This window comes from Hypericibacter adhaerens (assembly GCF_008728835.1).
GTDB lineage: Bacteria > Pseudomonadota > Alphaproteobacteria > Dongiales > Dongiaceae > Hypericibacter > Hypericibacter adhaerens.
Genome location: NZ_CP042582.1, coordinates 4,612,549 through 4,631,822 on the forward strand (window position 1 = coordinate 4,612,549; position 19,274 = coordinate 4,631,822).

Here is a 19,274-nt window from a genome sequence, read left to right on the forward strand (position 1 = left end):
CGCCTCCTTCAAACCCTATGGCGCCGGGCTTGCCGGACTTGATGGATTACGTCGCCTCTCTGTCGTAATCTGTCAGGTCATGAAACGACCCGTTCCTGCCCCCGGACCGGCATCGGCGCCCGCCGCCCAGCGGGTGGGGTTCCTGCTGCTGCCGGATTTCCCGCAGATCTGCCTCACGGGCGCGATCGAGCCGCTCTTCATCGCCAACTGGCTCTCGGGCAGCGCGCTCTATCGCTGGGAGACGCTGTCGCTCGACGGCCGGCCGGTCAGCGCCAGCAACGGCACCGCGATCGCGGTCGATGCGGCGGCGTCCGACGATGTGCGCTTCGACGCCCTCTTCCTGCTGGCGAGCTTCGACGTGAAGCGGCAGATCGGCGACCGCCGCCTGCGCGCCTGGCTGCGGCGCGTGGCGCGCCATGGCGCGGCGATGGGCGCCATCGAGACCGGCGCCGAGCTCCTGGCGGCGGCGGGCCTGCTCGAGGACCAGCCCGTGGCGATCCATTGGGACAATCTGCAGGGCTTCCAGGAGAGCCATGGCGGGACACGGGCCGTCGAGCAGCTCTATACGATGACGCCCGGCCGCCTCACCTGCGCCGGCGGCAGCGCCGTTTTCGACATGATGCTGGCCTGGATCCGGGAACGCCATGGCGAGGCGCTCGCGGCCGAGATCGCGGGCCACCTGCTGCTCGACCGCATCCGGCCGGCGGAGACGCCGCAGCCGGTGCCGGGTGCCGTGCCGGCGCAAGCCGCCGATCCGAAGCTGCGCCAGGCGCTGGCGCTGATGGAGCAATCGATCGAGGAGCCGCTGCCCTGCCCTGTCATCGCGGAACGGGTCGGGCTCTCGATGCGCCAGTTGCAGCGGCTGTTCGAGCGCGCGCTCGGCAGCGCGCCTGCATGCCACTACATGCAGATCCGCCTCGCCCGCGCCCATGCGCTGCTGCAGCAGACCGATCTCGGCGTCACCGAGATCGCGATGAGCGCCGGCTTCGGCTCGCTCGAGCATTTCTCGCGGGTCTATCGGGCGAGATTCGGCCTCGCCCCCAGCCGCGACCGACGGCAGACGGTCTCGGCACCGACGATGCGGCGGGGGTGACGCAGGGCGGGCGCCCCACGCTCGCCCGTCATCCCCGCGAAAGCGGGGACCCAAGGTTCCGCTCGGCGTGCTGGATCGGCATGGGTCCCCGCTTTCGCGGGGATGACGGATGGAGCGGATCGGCGACGGAGCGAAAAAGTGATCAGAAGCGCACTACCGCTTGCTCAGCGTCCGCGCGACCGCGTCCTTCCAGCCCGCGAGCTTGTGGCGGCGCACACCCTCGTCCATCGCGGGCGTGAAGCGGCGGTCGAGATGCCAGTTCCTCGTCAGTTCCTCGAGGCCGGGATAGACGCCGGCCTGCATGCCCGCGAGATAGGCGGCGCCCAGGGCTGTCGTCTCCAGGATCCGCGGCCGGTCCACCGGCGCGTCCAGGATGTCGGCGAGGCATTGCATGGTCCAGTCGGAGGCGACCATGCCGCCATCGACGCGCAGGACCGAGCTCGCCGATTGTGCCTCGGGCCAGTCCGCATGCATCGCCTCGAGCAGATCGTGGGTCTGGTAGCAGACGGCCTCGAGCGCCGCGCGCGCGATCTCCGCCGGGCCGGTCGAGCGCGTGAGGCCGAAGAGCGCGCCGCGCGCCTCGGCATCCCAGTAGGGCGCCCCCAGCCCGACGAAGGCCGGCACCAGATAGACCTCCTGATTGAGATCGGCCGCCTCCGCCAGCACGCCCGATTCCGCGGCATTGGCGATGATCCGCAGGCCATCGCGCAGCCATTGCACGGCGGCACCGGCGATGAAGATGGCGCCTTCGAGCGCGTAGCTGCGCTGGCCGTTCAATTGGTAAGCCACCGTCGTCAGCAGCCGGTTCTTCGAAGCGACGGCGCGGCCGCCGGTGTTGAGCAGCGCGAAGCAGCCGGTGCCGTAGGTCGATTTGATCATGCCGGGCTTGAAGCAGGCTTGGCCCACCACGGCCGCCTGCTGGTCGCCGGCGATGCCGAGGATGCGGATCGGCGCGCCGAAGAAATCGGAGAGGGTCGAGCCGTAATCGGCGGCGCTGTCCTTGATCTCGGGCAGGAGCGAGCGCGGCACGCGGATGAGGTCGAGCAGCTCCTCGTCCCAGGCGCCGCGATGGATGTCGTAGAGCAGCGTGCGCGAGGCGTTGGTGGCGTCGGTCGCGTGGCTGCCGCCGGTCAGGCGCCAGAGCAGCCAGCTGTCGACCGTGCCGAAGGCGAGCCGCCCCTGCTTCGCCAGATCGCGGGCGCCCGGCACCTGGTCGAGGATCCAGGCGATCTTGGTGCCGGAGAAATAGGGATCGAGGATCAGGCCGGTACGGCCCGACACCTTCGGCTCATGGCCGGCGGCGCGCAGCGCGGCGCAGGTCTCGGCGGTGCGGCGGTCCTGCCAGACGATGGCGCGATGGATGGCGCGGCCGCTGGCGCGGTCCCAGACCACCGTCGTCTCGCGCTGGTTGGTGATGCCGATGCCGGCGATGTCGCGCGGGGCGAGCTTCGCCCTGGCGATCGCCGCCCGGCAGACGGCAAGCGTGCTGTTCCAGATGTCCTCGGGCTCATGCTCGACCCAGCCGGAGCGCGGGAAATGCTGCTCGAACTCCTCCTGCGCCACCGCCACGACGCGCTGGCCCGCATCGAAGAGAATCGCCCGGCTCGAGGTGGTGCCCTGGTCGATAGCGAGAATATGGGCGCTCATCCCGATCTCCCTTCCTGTCTTCGGCCGCCCTTGAATCTGCATCAAGACAATGCCGCAACCGAACATTGCGCCTTTTCGTCATCCCCGCGAAAGCGGGGATCGATGTCAAAGCCTGGTGACCTGGGTCAGGATGGATCCCCGCTTTCGCGGAGATGACGTTAAGGGCCAAAAAAAGATGGCCGGGAGCAGCGCTCCCGGCCACGAGGTCTCAGAGGTACTTCACGTCAGAGGCAAAGGCGTAGCCCAAGCGCTCACTCGGCCCAGCGCTTGATCAGTTCGTCGTAGGCAATGGTCTCGCCCTTCGGCTTCTCGTTATCCAGCTTCTTGGCGGGACCGTCCGGCGTGCCGAGCCACGCGGAGGCATCCTTCTCCGGATTGAGCCGCGGACCGCAGCCGCCATAGGTCTTGGCCTGCTCGTCGGCGGCCTGCATGCGGGCCATGACGTCGTCCATCTCCTTGGCGAGACGGTCCATGGCCTGCTGCGGCGTGAAGGTACCGGAGTTCACGTCGCCGATCTGCTGCCACCAGAGCTGGGCCAGCTTCGGATAGTCGGGCACGTTGATGCCGGTCGGCGTCCAGAGATTGCGGTCGGGCGAGCGATAGAACTCGACCAGGCCGCCCAGCTTGGGCGCGCGCTCGGTGAAGGATTTGTGCCGGACCGTGCTGTCGCGGATGATGGTCAGGCCGACATGGCTCTTGGTCACGTCCACGGTCTTGGACACGCAGAACTGGCCGTAGAGCCAGGCCGCCTTGCGGCGGTCGACCGGCGTCGACTTGAAGAGGGTCCAGGAACCGCAATCCTGGTAGCCCAGCTTCATGCCTTCCTTCCAGTAAGGGCCGTGCGGCGAGGGCGCCATCCGCCACAGCGGATTGCCCTGGTCGTCGACCGTGTTGTTGCCCGCACTCTTCGGGGCCACCATGTTCGCGGTGAAGGCGGTGTACCAGAAGATCTGCTGGGCGACGTTGCCGGTCGCGAGCGCCGGCAGCGACTGGTAGAAGTCGTAGTCGGCCGCACCCGGCGGCGCATATTTGCGCAGCCACTCGTCCCACTTGGCGATCGCGTAGACGGAGGCCGGCGCGTTGGTGCCGCCGCCGCGCGTGATCGAGGCGCCTGCAGGATTGCAGGAGCCCTTCTCCATGCGGATGCCCCATTCGTCGATCGGCCGGCCGTTCGGCAGGCCCGGCGAGGTGGAGCCGGCCATGGAGAGCCAGGCGTCGGTCATGCGCCAGCCGAGGTCCGGTGCACGCTTGCCGTAGTCCATATGGCCGTAGATGCGAACGCCGTCGACGTTCTTCACGTCGTTGGTGAAGTATTCGGCGATGTCCTCATAGGCCGACCAGTTCACCGGCACGCCCAGGTCGTAGCCGTACTTGGCCTTGAAGCCCTTCTTGATGTCGTCCCGGTCGAACCAGTCCTTGCGGAACCAGTAGAGGTTGGCGAACTGCTGGTCGGGCAGCTGCCAGAGCTTGCCGTCCGGGCCGGTGGTGAAGGCCTTGCCGATGAAGTCGTCGACATCGAGACCCGGATTGGTGACATCCTTGCCCTCGCCCGCCATCCAGTCGGTCAGGTTGACGGCGCTCTGCAGGCGCGAATGCGTGCCGATCAGGTCGGAGTCGTTGATATAGCCGTCATAGAGGTTGCGGTTCGTCTGCATCTGCGTCTGAACCGCCTGCACCACCTCGCCTTCGCCCAGCACCTGGTGGTTGACCTTGATGCCGGTGATCTCGCCGAAGGCCTTGGTCAGGGTCTCCGATTCATAGCTGTGCGTCGGGATCGTCTCCGACAGCACGTCGATCTCCATGCCCTGGAACGGCTTGGCCGCGTCGATGAACCACTGCAGTTCCTTGATCTGATCGTCGCGCGACAGAGCCGACTGCTTGAACTCGGTGTCGACCCAGTGCTTGGCGGCATCGGCGCCGTCGGCCCAGGAGAGCCGCGGCACGATGACCGTCGCGGCCGTGATGGCCGCCGTCCTCTTCAAGAAATCTCTACGCTTCATGATGGTGTCCTCCCTAGCTTTCTGAAGCCGTGGTATTGCGACGTCCATGCGCCCGGATCGGCTCGGCGGATGGGGCCCCGGCCGATCTTCTCGTTGGCATCCTTCCTTGGTCCGGCATCGCGGCGGCTTTTCGGGCCGCCACGTCCGGCTTCCTGTCTCGTCATTTCCCTCCCGGGCTCGAATCCCTGCGACGCGATCCGAACCTCACTCGAACCTCAACCCAGCGACGGCGGACCTCCATCCCGAGGGCCCGCCGCTCAGACCCAGCGAAACACGCAGAACGCATAGACCAGCGACAGGCCGAGCGCCCACCAGAGGTCGGCATCGACCAGCCCCAGCCACGCGAGATGAATGAAGGCGGCGCCCAGGAGCGAGATGAAGAGCCGGTCGCCGCGGGTCGTCTCGAGCCCGAGGATGCCGAGCCGCGGCGCGCCGCCGGGCGATTTCAGCTCCCAGGCGGTCATGGCGCAAAGCAGCAGGAAGATGACCACGAAGAAGGTCGCCGTCTCCCAGGTCCATGCCATCCATGTGAGGCCCATGGTCGGTTCCCTCCTCAGACGCGGCCCAGCGCGAAGCCCTTGGCGATGTAGTTGCGCACGAAATAGATGACGACGGCGCCGGGAATGATGGTGAGAGCGCCCGCCGCGGCCAGCAGACCCAGCTCGTAGCCCGAGGTGCTGGCCGTGCGCGTCATGACGGCCGCGATCGGCTTGGCCGCCACCGAGGTCAGGGTCTTGGCCAGCAGCAGCTCGACCCAGGAGAACATGAAGCAGAAGAAGGCCGTGACGCCGATACCGGACGCGATCAGCGGCATGAAGATCCGCCCGAAGAATTTCGGGAAGGAGTAGCCGTCGATATAGGCCGTCTCGTCGATCTCCTTCGGCACGCCCGACATGAACCCTTCGAGGATCCAGACCGCGAGCGGGATGTTGAAGAGACAGTGCGAGAGCGCGACCGCGATATGGGTGTCGAACAGCCCGATCGCCGAATAGAGCTGGAAGAAGGGCAGCGCGAAGACCGCCGGCGGCGCCATGCGGTTGGTCAGGAGCCAGAAGAAGAGATGCTTGTCGCCGACGAAACGGTAGCGCGAGAAGGCATAGGCCGCCGGCAGCGCCGCTGCGACCGAGATCACCGTGTTGATGGTGACGTAGATGATGGAATTGATATAGCCGTTGTACCAGGTCGGATCGGTGAAGATCTTGGCGTAGTTGCCGAACGTGAAGTTCCGCGGCCAGAGCGTGAAGGCGCCCAGGATCTCGTTGGTCGTCTTGAAGGACATGTTGACGAGCCAGTAGATCGGCACCAGCAGGAACAGGATATAGAGGGCCGGCACCAGCCAGGCGACGCGCTTCATGACTGAGCCTCGTTTCGCATCATCAGGGTGTAGAAGACCCAACTGAGGAACAGCACGATCAGGAAGTAGATGATCGACATCGCCGCCGCGGGCCCCAGGTCGAACTGGCCGAGCGCGATCTTGACGAGGTCGATCGAGAGCAGCGTGGTCGAGTTGCCGGGCCCGCCGCCGGTCAGCACCGCGGGCTCGGTGTAGATCATGAAGGAGTCCATGAAGCGCAGCAGGATGGCGATCGTCAGTACGCGCTTCATCTTGGGCAGCTGGATGTAACGGAACACCGCGAAGCGCGAGGCGCCGTCGATCTTCGCCGCCTGGTAATAGGCGTCGGGGATCGAGATCAGCCCGGCATAGGCGAGCAGCACCACCAGCGAGGTCCAGTGCCAGACATCCATCAGGATGAGGGTGAACCAGGCATCGAAGGGCTGGCGCGTGTAGTTGTAGTCGAAGCCCAGGGCGTTGAGCCCGCGGCCCAGGAGCCCGATATCGGGCAGCGCCAGGATGTTCCAGATGGCGCCGACCACGTTCCAGGGAATGAGGAGCGGCAGCGCCATCAGCACCAGGCAGACCGAGACCCATACGCCCTTGCGCGGCATGGTGAGCGCGATCGCCACGCCGAGCGGCACCTGGATCACCAGGATGATCGCGGTGAAGGCGAGCTGGCGGCCGAGCGCGTCGTGGAACCGGTCGGAATGGAGCACGTCCTGGAACCAGCCGACGCCGTGGAAGAAGAAGACGTTGTCGCCGAAGGTCTCCTGGACCGAGTAGTTCACGACCGTCATCAGCGGCACGATCGCGTTGAAGGCCACCAGCAGCAGCACCGGCAGCACCATGAACCAGCCCTTGTTGTTCCAGGTCTTGTCCATGGCTCAGGCCCCCGCCCCCGCGGCCACGCCTTCGACGCGCCGGCTGTCCGCATAGATGTGGATGTTGGCGGGATCGAGCAGGACCTGGGTCCGGTCGCCCTCGATGCGGGCCTCCTCGGCAGCGATCGCGTTGAAGACCTGGCCGCCCAGATCGACGCGCACGATGCGGTAGCGCCCGACATCGTCGACCTTGAGCACGCGCGCCGGCAGGCCCGCGCCATTGGCGCCGACGCGCACGAATTCGGGACGGATGCCGAGCTCGATGCGCGCACCCTGCGCGAGCCCCGGATAGACCCGGGCGAGCCGGATCTCCTGGCCCCCGGATTCCAGGCCGGCAAGACGTGCGCGATCGCCCTCGACGGTCACGGGCGCCACGTTCATGCCGGGCGAACCGATGAAGTAGCCGACGAAGGTATGAGCCGGCCGGTCGAACAGCTCCTCGGGCGTGCCGATCTGCACCACCTCGCCCTCGAACATCACCACGACCTTGTCGGCGAAGGTGAGCGCCTCGGTCTGGTCGTGGGTCACATAGATCATGGTCAACTTGAGCTGGCGGTGCAGCTCCTTGAGCTTCGAGCGCAGCATCCATTTGAGATGCGGATCGATGACGGTGAGCGGCTCGTCGAACAGGATCGCGGCCACGTCGGGCCGCACCAGCCCGCGGCCGAGCGAGATCTTCTGCTTCACGTCGGCGGTGAGGCCGCGCGCGCGCTTCTTGAGGATGGTCGTCAGATCCAGCATCTGCGCCACCTCGGCCACGCGCTTGCGCACCTCGCCCGACGCCACATGGCGGTTGCGCAAGGGGAAGGCCAGGTTCTCGGCCACCGTCATGGTGTCGTAGATGACCGGGAACTGGAACACCTGCGCGATGTTGCGCGCCGCCGTCGGCAGGGCCGTCACGTCGGTGCCGTCGAAGACCAGCCGGCCCTGGCTCGGCGTGATGAGGCCCGAGATGATGTTGAGGAGCGTGGTCTTGCCGCAGCCGGAGGGTCCCAGCAGCGCATAGGCGCCGCCATCCTCCCAGACATGGTCGAGGCGCTTCAGCGCATAGTCCTGCGGACCCTGCGGGTCCGGGCGGTAGGAGTGGGCGACGCCGTCGAGATGAATGCGTGCCATCGCCGCCCCCTATGCCGCCGCCCGCGCGCCGGGTGCGGCTGCGAGCGCGCCCGAGGCGTTGAACAGGAGGAATCGGTTGGGATCGAGATAGAGCGGGACCGGCTGGCCGATCGGCAGGTCGTGCACGCCATGCGCCAGCGCCACCCAGCGCTCGCCGGCGAAATCGACATGGACGAAGCTTTCCGACCCGGTGATCTCGGCGATCGCCACCTTGCCGCTGATCGCGATCGCATCGGGTCCGGGCTTGGCGAGATAGAGATGGTCGGGGCGGAAGCCGACGACATAGGCGCCGTCCGGCAGCGACGCCCAGGATCCCGAGGCCGGCAACTTGAGATGGCCCGCGGCCGAGCTGAAGAGGCCTGCCGATTTCTGCACCGCCAGCGTGTTGATCGGCGGATCGGAGAAGATGCGCGCCGTCTCCAGGCTGTTGGGGCGGCGATAGACGTCGATGGTGCGGCCGAACTGCGTGACGCGACCTTCGGCGAGCGTGGCCGTGCTGCCGCCGAGCAGCAGCGCCTCGAGCGGCTCGGTGGTGGCATAGACCAGGATGCCGCCGGTGGCGGCGAAGATGCGCGGCAGCTCCTGGCGCAATTCCTCGCGCAGCTTGTAGTCGAGATTGGCGAGCGGCTCGTCCAGCAGCAGCAGGCCCGCCCGCTTGGCGAGCGCGCGGGCCAGCGCCGTGCGCTGCTGCTGGCCGCCCGAGAGCTCGAGCGGCGTGCGCTGCAGCAGCGGCGTCAACTTCAGGAGCTCCGCCACCTCGCGGACGCGCCGATCGATCTCCTCTTTCGGCTGGCCCGCAACCCGCATCGGGCTCGCGATGTTCTCGTAGACGCTCAGCGTCGGGTAATTGATGAACTGCTGATAGACCATGGCGACGCTGCGCTTGCGCACCGGCACGCCGGTCACGTCGGCCCCGTCCCAGAACACCCGGCCCGTGGTCGGCTGGTCGAGCCCGGCCATGAGGCGCATGAGCGTGGTCTTGCCGGACAGCGTCGGCCCGAGCAGGACATTGAGCGTCCCATGCTCGAGGGTCAGGGACAGATCCCGGATATGGATCTGCCCGCCCACCTGACGCGTCACGTTTCGCAGCTCAAGCGTCATTCAGCCCCTTGTCCTCTTCCCTTCCGGCCTCAGGCGGCCGGTGCACGCAACTCGCCTCGCTTCTGCTCGAACCAGCTCTCGAGCGCCTTGATATCCTCGCTGCCGACATGCAGGCCCAGCTTCGAGCGTCGCCACAGCACGTCGCGCGCCGACCGCGCCCATTCCTGGCGCACCAGATAGATCACCTCGCGCTCATAGAGGTCGGCGCCGAAATGCGGGCCCAGATCCTCGGGCCGGTGCACGCCCTCGAGAATCCGCTGGGCGCGCGTGCCATAGGCGCGCGCCAGGCGTCTCGCGTGATCGGGCGCGATGAAGGGCAGACCCGCGCGCAAGGCTTCGGCGATACGGTCGACGCCGCCCACCGGAAACTCGCCGCCGGGCAGCGGCGCCTTGGCGGTCCAGGGCGCGGTCATGCCGGGAAAATGGGAGCCGAGCTTCGCCAGCGCCGATTCGGCGAGCCGGCGATAGGTCGTGATCTTGCCGCCGAAGACATTGAGCACCGGTGCCTGGCCCTCGGGCGCATCGAGCTCCAGCACATAGTCGCGCGTCGCGGCCTTGGCCTCGCTGGCGCCGTCGTCATAGAGCGGCCGCACGCCCGAGTAGGAATAGACGACGTCGGCGGGCGCGATGGAGCGGGCGAAGTAGCGGTTGGCCGAGGCGCAGAGATACTCCGTCTCGGTCCTGGAGATGGCGACATGGGCGGGGTCGCCATGCTCGTCCACGTCGGTCGTGCCGATGAGCGTGAAGTCGCGCTCATAGGGGATGGCGAAGATGATCCGCCCGTCATCGTTCTGGAAGATATAGGCGCGCTCGTGATCGAAGAGCTTGCGCACCACGATATGGCTGCCCTTGACCAGCCGCACCTTGGCGGTCGTGCCGAGCCCAAGACGCTTCACCAGCACCTCGCCGACCCAGGGTCCCGCGGCATTGACGAGGGCCTTGGCCTCGATCTCGGCCTTGCTGCCGGTGGCGACATCCTCGAGCTCGATCTGCCAGCCGCCGGGCTTGCGCCGCGCGCCCAGGAACCGCGTTCCGGTGCGGATCACGGCGCCGCGCTCCGCCGCGTCGACGGCGTTGAGCGCCACCAGCCGCGCGTCCTCGACCCAGCAGTCCGAATATTCGAAGGCCGCGGTCAGGTCCGGCTTCAGCGGCTTGCCCGCCTCGTCGCGGCGCAGATCGACCGAGCGGGTGCCGGGCAGGATCTCGCGGCCGCCCAGATGGTCGTAGAGGAAGAGGCCGAGGCGGATCAGCCAGGCCGGCCGCATGCCGGCCCGGCGCGGCAGGACGAAGCGCAGCGGCCGGATGATATGCGGGGCGGCGCGCAGCAGCACCTCGCGCTCGATGAGGGCTTCGCGCACCAGCCGGAACTCGTAATACTCGAGATAGCGCAGGCCGCCATGGATCAGCTTGGTCGAGGCCGAGGAGGTAGCGCCGGCGAGGTCGCCCTGCTCGCAGAGGAAGACCTTGAGCCCGCGGCCCGAGGCGTCGCGCGCGATCCCGCATCCATTGATGCCCCCGCCGATCACGGCGAGGTCGTAAGCGGCGGTCATCGGCCCCCCAGCGAACCCTGAGTTTTCATTCATGTTCGTTTTTGTTTCTTTGCAGCATATTTGATGATCAAAACGCGCTCAATCGAAAATGCAACAGAAGCGGGCAGACTGCTGCCTTGCCGGGCAGCGGGTGCCCAAGCCTCAGGCAGGCCGGGATTTTCGGGGGTCGTCAGTCGGCCGCGATCTCGACCTGCACGCCGCTTTCGGCCGCGATCCGGGCCAGCGGCTGGGGCAGCTCCTCGTCGGTCACGAACACGTTGATCTGGGAAAAATGGGCGATTCGCATCGGCGCGCTGCGGCGGAACTTCATCGCGTCCGCCACCAGGATCACCTGGCGGGCATTGCGCATGATCGCCTGCGAGACCCAGACCTCGCGATAGTCGTAATCGAGGATGGTGCCGTCCGGATCGATCGCCGAGGCGCCGATCACGGCATAGTCGACCTTGAACTGGTTGATGAAATCGACCGTCGCCTCGCCGACGATGCCGCCGTCGGAGCGCCGCACCACCCCGCCCGCGATGATCACCTCGATCCTGTGGGCGGGCCGCAAGATATTGGCCACATTGATGTTGTTGGTGATGGCCACGAGCCCGACATGGTTGGTGAGGGCGTGGGCCACCTGCTCGGTGGTGGTGCCGATATTGATGAAGAGCGCGCAGTTGCCGGGGATGAGGGAGGCCGCCTTGACGCCGATCCGCCGCTTGGCGTCGGGCGCCAGCACGCGGCGGGAATCGTAGGAGACGTTCTCGATGCCCGAGAGCATCACCGCCCCGCCATGGACCCGCTGCAGCATCTGGCGCTGGCAGAGATCGTTGAGCTCGCGCCGGATGGTCTGGCTGGTGACGCTGAATTTCTCGGCCAGCTCGTCGACGCTGACGCGCCGCTGGGCCCGGGCCAGATTCAGGATCTCCATCTGCCGCTCGGAAAGCATGGGGCTAGGCTCGGTCCATCGCCGGCGCCCCGCTCGCGCGGGCAGCGCCTCGGACCGGTATTCTTGCATGTTTCATTTGAAAACCAAGAAAGTTCGTTTTTTGTTCGTTTTTAACCCTGCCGGCAGGCCTGGTGACGCTCCTGTAACGACCTGAGGCCGCTACCTTTTCAGGCTGTAATGCGCGCCGGCCCGCTCGCCGGGGCCGGGGCCTCGGCCAGATGGCCGATTCCATCCTCACTCTGCCTGATCTCGACCCGGCGGTCATGGAATCCCGCGAGGCTGCCGCGATGGGCGATGCTGACGATCGTCGTCCGCGGCAACCGCTGCTTCAGCAGCCGATAGAGGGCGGTTTCGCTGGTCTCGTCGAGCGCCGAGGCCGCCTCGTCGAGGAAGAGCCAGTCGGGCTTCTGCAGGAGCGCCCGCGCGATGGCGAGACGCTGCTGCTCGCCGGGCGAGAGGCGCTGGGCCCAGTTGGCGCTTTCCTCGAGACGGCCGGCCAGCTGGCCGAGCTGGCAGGCGCCCAGGACCTCGCGGATCTCGTCATCACTGGCCGGCACGGTCAGCCCCGGATAGGTGACGGTGTCGCGCAGCCGTCCCAGCGGCAGGTAGGGGCGCTGCGGCAGGAACAGCGATCGGGTGCCGGCCGGCACCGCCACGGCCCCGCGGCCGAAGGGCCAAAGCCCGCCCAGCACGCGGAAGAGCGTGCTCTTGCCCGAGCCGGAGGGGCCGGTGATCAGCACCGACTGGCCCGGCTCGATCGACAGGTTCGCCGCTGCGATCAAGGGCCGCTCGTCGGGCAACTGGACATCGACACCATCGACGGTGATAGCCGGCTGCGGCGAGGGGTGACGGCGGATGCCGCCCGGCTCGCCGGCGATGCGGGCCATGCTGGCCTCGAAGCCGGTCAAGCGATCGACCGTCGCTTTCCAGCTCGCCATGGTGTCGTAGTTGTTCACGAACCAGCTCATGGCCCCCTGGACGCGGCCGAAGGCCGAGGCTGTCTGCATCAGGCCGCCGAGCTGGATGGCGCCGGCGAAGAAGCGCGGGGCCGCCACCAGGATCGGGAAGATTTCCGCGACCTGGCCGAAGCCGTTCGAGAACCAGGTGTAGCGTTTCGTGAAGCGCATATATTCGCGCCAGTTGCCGATGATGGCGCCGAAGCGTCCGGCGAGGCCCTTCGCCTCGTCCGCCTCGCCGCCATAGAGCGCCACGCCCTCGGCATTCTCGCGCAGGCGCACCAGCGCGTAGCGGAAATCGGCCTCGAACCGCTGCATCTGGTTGTTGATGCGCACCAGCGGCCGCGCAACCTTGTGGGTGATCCAGGTGCCGATCGCCGAATAGACCAGGGCCACCCAGAACATGTAGCCCGGGATCTCCAGGCTATGGCTGCCCAGCGGAATCGTCAGCGCGCCGGAGAGGCCCCAGAGGATGGTGAGGAAGGAAAAGAGCGTGACCGTGTTGCTCAGGAGGTCGAGCGAGATCGCCAGCGTCTGCTGCACGAACAGGCTGATATCCTGCGCGATGCGCTGGTCCGGATTGTCGGTGGTGCTGCCCTGGAGCTGCAGCCGATAGTAGGTCTGGCTCGCGAGCCAGCGGCCGATGAAATGCTCGGTCAGCCAGCGCCGCCAGCGGATCTCCAGCATCTGGCGCAGATAGAGGCTGTAGACGGCGATCGCGATATAGGCCGCGGCAATCCAGGCAAAGCGCAGGAGCTGATGGGCGAAGGCATCGAAGTTCTTTTCCTGAAGCGCGTTGTAGAACAGGTTGTTCCACTGGTTGAGAATGACCAGCAGATAGACCAGGCCCAGATTCAACGCGACGATGACGGCCAGCAGGCCTCGCGCCACCCACCGCTCCTCGGAGAACCAATAAGGGCGCGTCAGGGCCCAAAGATCCCGGGCGAATCCCCGCCACTTTCCAAACATCGAAGCACGCCTTTCTCGCTTGCGGCCACATCCTCTCAGGCCCCGCGGGCCTGATATGACAGCCGCGGCGCGGCGCGCCAATCCTCGGCATTCCACGCTGGACGAAGATTAATCCGGTCATCCGACCGGATTCGGGGAGAGGACGGGGCCGGTCCGACTGGACGAGGTGCGAGACGCCTCGCTAGGCTCGAGGGCTTAGTCCCGGAGAAAGCGGATGGAATTCGATCGGATCATGAACATGACGCCGGAGGAGCAGCCGGTGATCAACCGCAGCCGCGACCGGTATTTTCCGATCCGGACCATTACGCGCGGGACAGGAATCCATCCCTTGCCCCGCCATCCGCAGGCACTCGATCTGACCGTCCCGTTGCAGCGCCGGACGGTCGGGCTCGAGGAATTCATGGCGGCGGGCCGCACGGCCGGCCTTCTGATCCTCAAGGACGGCCGGATCGCGCATGAGAGCTATCGTCTCGGCACCGACGAGCAGTCACGCTGGCATTCCTATTCGGTCGGCAAATCGGTGGTCTCGACGCTGATCGGCGCCGCCATCCACCAGGGCCATATCGGCTCGGTCGAGGACCCAGTCACCGACTATCTGCCGATCCTCAGGGGCTCGGCCTACGAGGGCACCACCATCCGCCATCTTTTGCAGATGTCGTCGGGCGTGTTCTGGGAGGAAGGCTATCGCAACGGGCAATCGGTCTTCGCCCGCATGTATGACGCGATCCGGGAGGGGCGCGACGGCGGCATCCTCGAGGTGATGCGCGGCCTGCCGCGAGTGGCCGAGCCCGGCAGCAAGTTCCAGTACAAGACCGGCGAGACCCATGTGCTGGGCGAGATTCTCCATGCCGCCACGGGCCGGCGCCTCAGCGACTATCTGTCGGAGCGAATCTGGAGCCGGTTCGGGATGGAGAGCGACGGATTCTGGTGCCTGGAATCGGCCGGCGGCCAGGAGAGCGGCGGCGGCGCCTGCAACTTCACGCTGCGCGACTATGGGCGCTTCGGGCTCTTCATCCTGGCGGACGGGATCGCCGGCGGCGAGCGGATCCTGCCCGAAGGCTGGGTCGAGGAGGCCTCACATCCGCGGCGGGATTCGCCGCAGAGCGATTACGGCCAGATCGAGAAGGGCTGGCCGCTCGGCTATGGCTACCAGTGGTGGTCGTTCCCCGCCGGCAAGCAGGCGCTCGAGAACCACGACGGCGCCTTCACCGGCATCGGCATCTTCGGCCAGTTCCTCTACATCAACCCGAAGGAACGCGTCGTCATCGTCCATTGGGGCTGCTGGCCGGATCCTTGGATTGCGGGCCATGAACGCTCCCTCTTCGCCCTCTTCGGCAACGCGGTCGAGGCGCTGCGGTGATCGTTCAATTTCGACGCCAGCTCGTTTTCCTCTCCGCCCGCACAAGCGAGGGGGAGGATGAATGGGGTGGCTACGCCGCTGCCGCCGCCAGCTTGCGCTCCTTGGCGAAGGGGCTGAGGCCCAGCCAGCGCTGCATCGAGCGCTGCAGCGCCATGTCGCCGGTCAGGATCAGGCGGCCGGCATCGACCTCGCCCGCGACCGATGCGAGCCCCATCCAGATGGCGGTCATCGTCTTGAGATCGGAGACGACATAGAGATCGACATCGAAGCCGGGATCGACGGAGCAGAGATCGACCTTGCCCTTGTCGATGATCAGCCACCAGAGCCGGCGCGCCGCCGGCAGCTCGGGATACTGGAGCTGGATGACGGAGCGCCGCGGCGGCAGCGGCGTGGGATCGAGATTGCGCCGCATGTCCCACATCAGGAGCGACGGGTCGAGATTCTTGAGCGACACCTGCGCCTCGATCCAGCGCTGGCCCCACATCCCCAGGCTCCAGATCACGTCGCGCAGGTCGCGCCCCGCCGGCGTCAGATGATAGTCAGCATCCTCGCCGTCGGTGCCGCGCCGGCGCTCGACGATGCCGGCCTGCTCCAGTTCCTTGAGGCGCTTGGAAAGAAGCGCCGGCGACATGCGCGGCACGCCGCGGCGCAGCTCGTTGAAGCGCGTGCTGCCCGCCATGAACTCGCGCAGCAGCAAGGCCGTCCAGCGCGTGCACACGATCTCGGCGGCCATGGCGACGGGACAGAACTGCCCGTAGCTGTTGCTGCCATCCGGTTCTGCGGCTGTGGTCGACGGCATCGCGGGGGCTCCCTTCCGGTTGCGGGGCCAGGAACCTAAACCCAACCCGGTTGCCGCTCCAGTATAATTTCTGAATCGAACATGTTCCCGCATCTGAAGCCGTAAAACTCCACAACAAATGTATATATTACAAATATATAATCAAAAGTTCGGATTCGAACTCGTCACGAATAAATCCCCATTCCCGTCGAGGCTTGCCCCGCTGGAGCCCTTGCCCCGCGGGCCTGCGCCCAGCGGTTCGACAGGACAGGGCGGTTCACTTTCTGCACTAGGCCCGCCCGCCCAGATGATGAGGATGACGCCCCTATCGATTCCCATCATCCGCTCATCGACCGAGGAAGAACGACAATGACAAGCTCGATTCACAAGACAGGAACCACCCAGCGCCCATCTCTCGACGCCGCGATCGAGGGCCTGCGCCGCGCCGTCCGCGGCGAGCTGCTGCTGGCAGGCAATCCCGCCTACGAGGAAGCGCGCAAGATCTGGAACGCGATGGTCGATCGCCATCCCGCCCTCATCCTGCGCGCGCAGGACGTCTCCGACGTGGTCCAGGCGGTGCGCTTCGCGAAGGATCACCGCCTGCCGCTCGCGGTCCGCGGCGGCGGCCACAACATCGCCGGCAACGCCGTCTGCGAAGGCGGGCTGATGCTCGACCTCTCGCGGATGAATTCGGTCAAGGTCAACGCGACCACGCGGCGGGCGATCGTCGGACCCGGCGCCACGCTCGCCGATCTCGACCGCGAGACCCAGGCCTTCGGCCTGGTGGTGCCGACCGGCATCAACTCGACCACCGGCATCGCCGGCCTGACGCTGGGCGGCGGCTTCGGCTGGACCACGCGCAAGTTCGGCATGACGATCGACAATCTCGTCTCGGCCGATGTGGTGACGGCGAACGGCGCCCTCGTCCATGCGAGCGAGCGCGAGAATGTCGACCTGTTCTGGGCCCTGCGCGGCGGCGGCGGGAATTTCGGCGTCGTGACGGCCTTCGAGTTCGCGTTGCATCCCCTGGGCCCGCAGGTCCTCTCCGGCCTGCTGGTCCATCCGCTCGACGAGGCGCCGACGCTGCTGAAGCAGTATCGCCGGCTCGTGGCCGAGGCACCCGACGAGCTCACTTGCTGGGCCGTCATGCGCAAAGCCCCGCCCCTGCCCTTCATCCCGCAGGAATGGCATGGCCGCGAGGTGCTGATCTTCGCGCTCTGCTATGCCGGCGACATGGCGGCGGGCGAGAAGGCGGCCGCCCCCTTCCGCGCGATGGGCAAGCCCATCGCCGATGTGGTGAGCCCGCATCCCTTCGCCGGCTGGCAGGCGGCGTTCGATCCGCTGCTGACGCCGGGAGCCCGCAACTACTGGAAGAGCCACGACTTCGTCGAGCTCGGCGACGGCGCCATCGACGCGCTCCTCGCCGCCGCCGGGCGGTTGCCGGGGCCCGAATGCGAGATCTTCATCGCCCATGTCGGCGGTGCCATGGCGCGGGTGGCGCCCGAAGCCACCGCCTATCCGCAGCGCCAGTCGCATTTCATCATGAACGTGCATACCCGCTGGCGCGAACCGACACAGGACGAAACCTGCATCGGCTGGGCGCGCAAGCTCGCGCGCGACATGGCGCCTCACGCGGCCGGCAGCGTCTATGTCAATTTCATGCCGGATGACGAGCAGGATCGCGTCCAGCTCGCCTACGGCGCCAACTATCCGCGGCTGGCGGCGATCAAGCACCGCTACGACCCGGACAATCTGTTCAGGCTCAACCAGAACATCCGGCCGAGCTGAACGGAAACCGCCCCACGAGAGCGCTGCCGGTCCGCGCGAGCCGGCAGCGCTTTCCCTCCTTCCGAGGCCGCTTTCCATTCGGCCGATGTCGGGCCCGGCGGAAATGCTCTAGGCTGCGCCCTCCATCACGACATCGGAGGGGAACCATGGATCTTCATCTCGCCGGCAAGAAGGCACTCGTGACCGGCGCCACCCGCGGCATCGGCAACGCGATCGCGCGGGGGCTTCTTGCCGAAGGCTGCGATGTCGCGATCTGCGCCCGCGACGCGAAGGGCGTCGAGACCGAGGTCGAGGCCTTGTCGCAGGGCGGCCGCCGTGTCTTCGGCAAGGCGGTCGATGTACGCGACCGTGCGGCGCTGGTCGGCTGGGTCGAGGCAAGCGCCAGGGAGCTCGGCGGCATCGACATCCTGGTGGCCAATGCCAGCGGCCTCGCCAGCGGCGCCACGCCCGACGCCTTCCGCGCCGCCTTCGAGATCGACCTGATGCACACCGTCAATGCCGCCGAGGCGGCGATCCCGCATCTGAAGCGCTCGAAGGCGGGCGCCGTGGTCGCCATCGCCTCGATCTCGGGCTCGGAGGATTACGGCTATGAATCCTCGGCCTATGGCGCGCTGAAGGCGGCCCTGATGTTCTATGTGAAGTCGCTGGCGCGCCATCTGGCCCCGATGGGCATCCGCGCCAATCTCGTGAGCCCCGGCACCACCTATTTCAAGGGCGGTTTCTGGCATCAGGTCGAGCAGGAGCAGCCCGCGGTCTTTGCCGATACCATCAAGGAGAACCCGCTGGGCCGCATGGCGACGCCGGGAGAAATCGCCAACATGGCGGTGTTCGCGGCGAGCCCCGCTGCGAGCTTCGTCACCGGCGCCAATCTCGTGGTCGATGGCAGCCTGACGAAGCGGATACAGAATTGACGAAGAGGCAGCCCCGAGAAGGGCACTGGCCCGCCCCTTTTCGTCACCTCGGCGAAGGCCGGGGGCCATGAACACCCGCCCGTGCAACACTGGGTGACGCTCGTGTTCATGGGTGCCGGCCTTCGCCGGCATGACACATGGCGCACCACCCAGTCACCCTGGGGCATGACCTGAGGGTGACTGGGTTGTCGTGAGTCTGCCTACGCCGCCGAGCGGCCGTGAGACTTGGCCGGTTTCGCGCTCGGGGCCTTCTCCTCGAGGCGCGCGGCCGCGGCTTCCCAATCGACCAGATGCTCGAGGAAGGTCTTGAGGAACTTCGGCCGCTCGTTGCGATAGTCGATGTAATAGGCGTGTTCCCAGACATCGCAGACGAGGATCATGCGCTGGCCTTCATGCAGCGGATTCTCCGCATTCGCGGTCTTGGTCACCTGCAGCTTGCCGTCGGCCTCGACCAGCCAGACCCAGCCGCTGCCGAACTGGCCCACGCCCTGCTCGGTGAAGGTCTTCTTGAAGTCCTCGACGCTGCCGAGGTCGGCGATGATGCGCTTCTCGAGCGAACCCGGGATCCTGCCGCCGCCCCGGGGCTTCATCGCGGTCCAGAACTGCGAATGGTTCCAATGCTGCCCGGCATTGTTGAAGATCGCCTGGTGCTTCTTCACGCCATGGGACTTGACGATGATGTCCTCGAGCGACATCCCCTCGAACTCGGTGCCGGCAATCAGCTCGTTGAGCTTGTCGACATAGGCCTTGTGATGCTTGCCGTGATGGAACTCGAGCGTCTCCGCCGATGTATGCGGGGCCAGGGCGTCCTTCGCATAAGGCAGGTCGGGAAGTTTGAAGGCCATTGGTCCTCTCCT

16 protein-coding genes are annotated in these 19,274 nt (G+C 66.8%); 4 read left to right on the forward strand and 12 right to left on the reverse strand.

Going from position 1 to position 19,274, the window contains the following annotated elements; all coding sequences use genetic code 11:
• The first annotated feature begins 79 nt into the window (after positions 1-79).
• Positions 80-1,093: a GlxA family transcriptional regulator gene (locus tag FRZ61_RS20665; RefSeq protein ID WP_151119512.1), complete on the forward strand. Its 1,014-nt coding sequence runs from the start codon at positions 80-82 to the stop codon at positions 1,091-1,093.
• 153 nt (positions 1,094-1,246) lie between these two features.
• On the opposite strand, the gene glpK is transcribed toward FRZ61_RS20665, so the two are convergent.
• The 10 genes from glpK to FRZ61_RS20715 form a co-directional block, all read right to left on the reverse strand.
• Positions 1,247-2,740: a glycerol kinase GlpK gene (gene glpK / locus FRZ61_RS20670; protein WP_151119513.1), complete on the reverse strand. Its 1,494-nt coding sequence runs from the start codon at positions 2,738-2,740 to the stop codon at positions 1,247-1,249.
• Between the two features lie 251 nt (positions 2,741-2,991).
• Entirely contained in the window at positions 2,992-4,740 is a 1,749-nt protein-coding gene (locus tag FRZ61_RS20675) for an ABC transporter substrate-binding protein (RefSeq protein WP_151119514.1), read from the reverse strand.
• Between the two features lie 257 nt (positions 4,741-4,997).
• On the reverse strand, positions 4,998-5,279 hold the full coding sequence (locus tag FRZ61_RS20680) for a DUF2160 domain-containing protein (protein ID WP_151119515.1): 282 nt from the start codon (positions 5,277-5,279) through the stop codon (positions 4,998-5,000).
• 14 nt (positions 5,280-5,293) lie between these two features.
• Positions 5,294-6,094: a carbohydrate ABC transporter permease gene (locus FRZ61_RS20685; protein WP_151119516.1), complete on the reverse strand. Its 801-nt coding sequence runs from the start codon at positions 6,092-6,094 to the stop codon at positions 5,294-5,296.
• Positions 6,091-6,957, reverse strand: coding sequence for a carbohydrate ABC transporter permease (locus tag FRZ61_RS20690; RefSeq protein WP_151119517.1), 867 nt, complete (start codon positions 6,955-6,957; stop codon positions 6,091-6,093). The genes FRZ61_RS20685 and FRZ61_RS20690 overlap by 4 nt, the downstream gene beginning before the upstream one ends.
• A gap of 3 nt (positions 6,958-6,960) precedes the next feature.
• Positions 6,961-8,073 carry an ABC transporter ATP-binding protein gene (locus FRZ61_RS20695; RefSeq protein ID WP_151119518.1) on the reverse strand — a complete coding sequence of 371 codons (1,113 nt, stop codon included), beginning with the start codon at positions 8,071-8,073 and terminating at the stop codon, positions 6,961-6,963.
• Between the two features lie 9 nt (positions 8,074-8,082).
• Complete coding sequence (locus FRZ61_RS20700) at positions 8,083-9,174, reverse strand: ABC transporter ATP-binding protein (protein WP_151119519.1); 1,092 nt, start codon at positions 9,172-9,174, stop codon at positions 8,083-8,085.
• A 29-nt stretch (positions 9,175-9,203) separates the two neighbouring features.
• A complete protein-coding gene (glpD, locus tag FRZ61_RS20705; RefSeq protein WP_151119520.1) occupies positions 9,204-10,724 on the reverse strand; it encodes a glycerol-3-phosphate dehydrogenase in 1,521 nt (506 codons plus the stop codon).
• 169 nt (positions 10,725-10,893) lie between these two features.
• Positions 10,894-11,637, reverse strand: coding sequence for a DeoR/GlpR family DNA-binding transcription regulator (locus tag FRZ61_RS20710; protein WP_263641741.1), 744 nt, complete (start codon positions 11,635-11,637; stop codon positions 10,894-10,896).
• A gap of 185 nt (positions 11,638-11,822) precedes the next feature.
• Complete coding sequence (locus FRZ61_RS20715) at positions 11,823-13,502, reverse strand: ABC transporter ATP-binding protein/permease (protein WP_407657862.1); 1,680 nt, start codon at positions 13,500-13,502, stop codon at positions 11,823-11,825.
• A 292-nt stretch (positions 13,503-13,794) separates the two neighbouring features.
• Between FRZ61_RS20715 and FRZ61_RS20720 the strand changes: the two genes are divergently transcribed.
• Entirely contained in the window at positions 13,795-14,940 is a 1,146-nt protein-coding gene (locus FRZ61_RS20720) for a serine hydrolase domain-containing protein (RefSeq protein WP_225308924.1), read from the forward strand.
• Positions 14,941-15,010: 70 nt separating this feature from the next.
• Here the strand turns inward: FRZ61_RS20720 and FRZ61_RS20725 are convergent, their stop codons facing one another.
• Positions 15,011-15,739, reverse strand: coding sequence for a winged helix-turn-helix transcriptional regulator (locus tag FRZ61_RS20725; RefSeq protein ID WP_151119523.1), 729 nt, complete (start codon positions 15,737-15,739; stop codon positions 15,011-15,013).
• 348 nt (positions 15,740-16,087) lie between these two features.
• Here FRZ61_RS20725 and FRZ61_RS20730 point away from each other — a divergent pair, with 348 nt between their 5' ends.
• Together FRZ61_RS20730 and FRZ61_RS20735 are read left to right on the forward strand one after the other, a co-directional pair.
• A complete protein-coding gene (locus FRZ61_RS20730) occupies positions 16,088-17,506 on the forward strand; it encodes an FAD-binding oxidoreductase (RefSeq protein WP_151119524.1) in 1,419 nt (472 codons plus the stop codon).
• Positions 17,507-17,652: 146 nt separating this feature from the next.
• On the forward strand, positions 17,653-18,417 hold the full coding sequence (locus FRZ61_RS20735; protein ID WP_151119525.1) for an SDR family NAD(P)-dependent oxidoreductase: 765 nt from the start codon (positions 17,653-17,655) through the stop codon (positions 18,415-18,417).
• Positions 18,418-18,617: 200 nt separating this feature from the next.
• Here FRZ61_RS20735 and FRZ61_RS20740 read toward each other — a convergent pair whose 3' ends face one another.
• On the reverse strand, positions 18,618-19,262 hold the full coding sequence (locus tag FRZ61_RS20740) for a superoxide dismutase (RefSeq protein WP_151119526.1): 645 nt from the start codon (positions 19,260-19,262) through the stop codon (positions 18,618-18,620).
• Between the last annotated feature and the right edge of the window lie 12 nt (positions 19,263-19,274).